This window comes from Alcanivorax sp. HI0044 (assembly GCF_001634945.1).
On sequence record NZ_LWEZ01001292.1, the window covers coordinates 1 to 3,716 of the forward strand.

The 3,716-nt window shown below is 59.1% G+C and carries 5 protein-coding genes; 4 read left to right on the forward strand and 1 reads right to left on the reverse strand.

Translation table 11 applies throughout. The annotated features are described in order from the left end of the window. The 4 genes from phoB to A3730_RS18820 form a co-directional block, all read left to right on the forward strand. Nucleotides 1–624: phosphate regulon transcriptional regulator PhoB (phoB, locus tag A3730_RS18805; protein WP_063538671.1), on the forward strand; the 624-nt coding region annotated here is incomplete at its 5' end. A gap of 94 nt (nucleotides 625–718) precedes the next feature. Further along, nucleotides 719–2,029, forward strand: a complete 1,311-nt coding sequence (gene phoR, locus A3730_RS18810) for a phosphate regulon sensor histidine kinase PhoR (RefSeq protein ID WP_063520600.1) — start codon at nucleotides 719–721, stop codon at nucleotides 2,027–2,029. 207 nt (nucleotides 2,030–2,236) lie between these two features. After that, entirely contained in the window at nucleotides 2,237–2,821 is a 585-nt protein-coding gene (locus A3730_RS18815; RefSeq protein WP_063520601.1) for a TIGR00730 family Rossman fold protein, read from the forward strand. Nucleotides 2,822–2,939: 118 nt separating this feature from the next. Beyond that, the gene (locus tag A3730_RS18820; protein WP_082872236.1) at nucleotides 2,940–3,116 is read left to right on the forward strand and encodes a DUF1328 domain-containing protein; all 177 of its coding nucleotides are present in this window, start codon (nucleotides 2,940–2,942) and stop codon (nucleotides 3,114–3,116) included. Between the two features lie 97 nt (nucleotides 3,117–3,213). Here the strand turns inward: A3730_RS18820 and A3730_RS18825 are convergent. Beyond that, a partial coding sequence (locus A3730_RS18825) for an NADPH-dependent FMN reductase (protein ID WP_197477526.1) occupies nucleotides 3,214–3,716 on the reverse strand: 503 nt, incomplete at its 5' end.

The window sequence follows — 3,716 nt, forward strand, 5'->3', positions numbered from 1 at the left end:
TTCGATGTGCTCGAGGCGGAAAATGCCCAGCGCGGCCACGAAATCATTGTCGATGAACGCCCGGACCTGGTCCTGCTGGACTGGATGCTGCCATCCGTCACCGGCATCGAGCTGGCCCGCCGCCTGAAGCGCGATGACACCACCAATGAGGTGCCGATCATCATGCTGACCGCGAAAAGCGAGGAAGATAACAAGATCCAGGGGCTGGACGTGGGGGCCGATGACTACATCACCAAACCCTTCTCCACCCGCGAGCTGATCTCCCGCATCAAGGCGGTGCTACGCCGCGCCTCCAGTGTGGCAGCAGAAAAAGCCATTGAAGTGGAAGGGCTGTGCCTGGACCCGGTCAGCCACCGCATCAGCGCCAACGACTACCCGGTGGACATGGGCCCCACCGAGTACCGTCTGCTGGAGTTCTTCATGAGCCACCAGGAGCGCGCCTATTCCCGCACTCAGCTGCTGGACCAGGTATGGGGTGCCAACGTGTACGTGGAAGACCGTACTATCGACGTGCATATCCGACGCTTGCGCAAGGCCCTGGCGCCGTTCGATTACGACCGCTTTATCCAGACGGTACGCGGCACCGGTTACCGGTTTTCGGTAAAATCCGCCAAGGCGGGCTGAGACAGCGGGCGCTCGGCTGCCTATACTGAAGCCCCATTGCCGGGTGCAAACCCGGCAACCTGCGAACCCGGTAGCGAATCGCGGTGACTGACGCATGAAAGCCAGCCTGGCCAAGGAAGTAAATCGCATTGCCGGCCTGATTTTTCTGGCCGCCCTCGGCGCCTTGGCGGTGGGCCATATCTGGCCACTGCTGGTGGGGCTGGTGGGGTATATTTTCTGGAGTACCCGCCAACTGTTTGCCCTGTACAGCTGGCTGGTGCGCGACGACCACACCGAACCACCGGACAGCATCGGCCTGTGGGGCGAGTTCTATACCCGCCTTGAGCACCTGTTCCAGAAAGAGCGCCGCGCCCAGGAAAATTTGCAGAGCATTATTCATCGCGCCCAGCAATCGGTGAACGCCCTGGACGATGTGGTTATTCTGATCGACCAGCACGGTTACCTGGAGTACTGGAACCATTCCGCCGAGCGCGCCATGGGGTTCAATGCCAGCCAGGATCTGGGCCAGCCGCTGACGAACCTGGTCCGCCATCCCCGGTTTACCGATTACCTGAACAAAGGTGACTTCGACGAGGCACTGGAAATTCCCTCGCCGGTGGACGACAACCGCATCCTCCAGTTCCGCGTCACCGAATTCGGTGTCGGCGAACAATTACTGATGGCCCGGGACGTGACCCGCCTGCATCACCTGGAACAGATGCGCAAAGACTTCGTGGCCAACGTAAGCCACGAACTGAAAACACCGCTCACCGTGCTCAAGGGTTACCTGGAAACCCTGCTCGACACCATTCCTGATGAACAGGCCCGTCTGCGCCGGGCACTGGTGCAAATGGACAACCAGTCCAACCGCATGGAGGCCCTGGTGGCCGACCTGTTGCTGTTGGCCCGGCTGGAAGGCACCGAAGCCGACAGCGTGCGCCAGGCGGTGCCAGTGCACGGCATGCTCAACCGCATGAAAGACAATGCGCTGGCCATCAGCAGCGACAAGCATCACCACATCGAGTTGGATGTCCCCGTCGACGCCCGGCTGATCGCCAACCCCGCCGAGCTGGAAAGCGCCTTCGGCAACCTGATTACCAACGCGGTGAAATACACCCCGGCCGAAGGCACCATCCGCATCCGCTGGTGGCAGGATGCCCAGGGCGCGCACCTGTCTGTCACCGACAACGGCATCGGCATCGACCCGGCCCATATTCCCCGGCTGACGGAACGCTTCTATCGCCCGGACAACAGTCGCGTCACCCAGACCGGCGGCACCGGCCTGGGGCTGGCCATCGTCAAACACGTGATGATCCGCCACAACGGCCGCCTGGGAATCACCAGCGAGCTCAGCAAGGGCAGCACCTTTACCTGTCATTTCCCGGCAGACCGGCTGGTAAACAAGCCCACAGCGGTGGCGGGGTAAAACACTGCAGGAGTGCCTCTTGAGGGACGAACCGGGCGTAGCGAGTCTACAGAATCGCCGCCCGCAGCGACCTGCTCTTAAACAGAGGCGGCGAGTTCTGTCCCTTTCCCATTTACTCACGGATTCGCGCCTCAAGAGGCACTCCTGCAGCGGCCCTGTAGAAATTTTGTACCGCGTCTCCATCTGCACAGAGCATGAGCGAAATTTATGAAAAGAATCTGCGTCTATTGCGGTTCCAGCCCCGGCAACAATCCGGCCTACATTCAGGCTGCCGAAGCGCTGGCCGATGAACTGGTGCGCCGCAATATCGGCCTGGTCTACGGCGGCGCCAGCGTCGGCGTGATGGGCGCCATTGCCAACGCGGTGATGCGCCAGGGGGGCGAGGTCATTGGCATCATCCCCCATGCGCTGATGCGTCGGGAAATCGGCAACGATCACCTGAGCGAATTGCAGATAGTCGATTCCATGCACGAACGCAAAGCGGCCATGGCGGACCAGTCCGATGGGTTTATTGCCTTGCCCGGTGGCATGGGTACGCTGGAAGAAATTTTTGAAATTCTTACCTGGGCACAGCTGGGCTTTCACCAAAAACCCTGCGCCTTGCTCAACGTGAACCACTATTACGATTCCCTCCAGACGTTCCTGCTACATAGCGTACAAGAGGGCTTTCTGAGCAAGGACCACCACCGCCTCCTGCAAGTACACGACGACCCGGTGGCACTGCTGGATCATTTCCGGGATTTCGCTCCCGCGCCCATGGATAAATGGCTCGACAGGCAATCCCAGCTGTAACAATAAAAATGTGAAAGATGATCAAATAGACAATCTGTTCCAAGCCAGAGCAGAGATCAACGCGTTACGGTGATATGGACAGTGTGATCACACACCAACCATGGACGAGGTAACCATTATGCTTGGATGGGCTCTGACATTTCTTATCGTGGCAATTATTGCCGGCGTGCTCGGCTTTGGCGGTATCGCCTCCGGCGCGGCGTCCATTGCCAAAATTATTTTCTTCATTTTCCTGGTCTTGCTGGTCGTCAGCCTGGTGGCCAATGCGGTGAGAGGCCGCGGCCCAAAAATCTGACCACCGCATCACCGCAGGGCTATGGCCAAGCCATAGCCCTCCACTTTCATGTTCTGACATCTGGTCGCCGTTAATCGACAACCCCGCAAGGGAAAGGTCACGACAACCGTTGGTGCCATTCCTGTAAAGCGACCAGTTGTTTGGCTACCATTTCGCGGGTTTTTTCATCCACCAGATCGCCCTTGTCATCACATTTTTCATGGGCAGCAGACACAAACACTTCCGGTTTGTTCAGTGGATGCATATCCAGAAACACCAACACCTGGCGCAAATGATACTGGCTGCGGCTGGTGCCCATGCCTCCCATGGAGGCGCCCATGATCGCCACCGGTTTGCCGGCAAAAATCCCGCCGGGCACCCGCGACAACCAGTCGATCGCGTTTTTCAACACACCGGGGATGGAATAATTGTATTCAGGGGTAGCGAACAGCAACGCATCCGCCTGAGCGACCTGCTCCGCCAGCGCGACTACGGTTGCCGGTCGGTTGTCACCATCATCATCGCCGTTATACATGGGCACATCGGCGATCTCGCCGATGGTGATCGTCATGCCTGATGGGGCCAATGCCTGGGCCGCTCGTACCAGCCCCCGGTTATAGG

Bases quoted from the DNA above. Each gene is read 5' to 3' on its own strand.
- phoR (WP_063520600.1), top strand. From the start codon at position 719: ATGAAAGCCAGCCTGGCCAAGGAAGTAAATCGCATTGCCGGCCTGATT.
- A3730_RS18820 (WP_082872236.1), top strand. From the start codon at position 2,940: ATGCTTGGATGGGCTCTGACATTTCTTATCGTGGCAATTATTGCCGGC.
- A3730_RS18815 (WP_063520601.1), top strand. From the start codon at position 2,237: ATGAAAAGAATCTGCGTCTATTGCGGTTCCAGCCCCGGCAACAATCCG.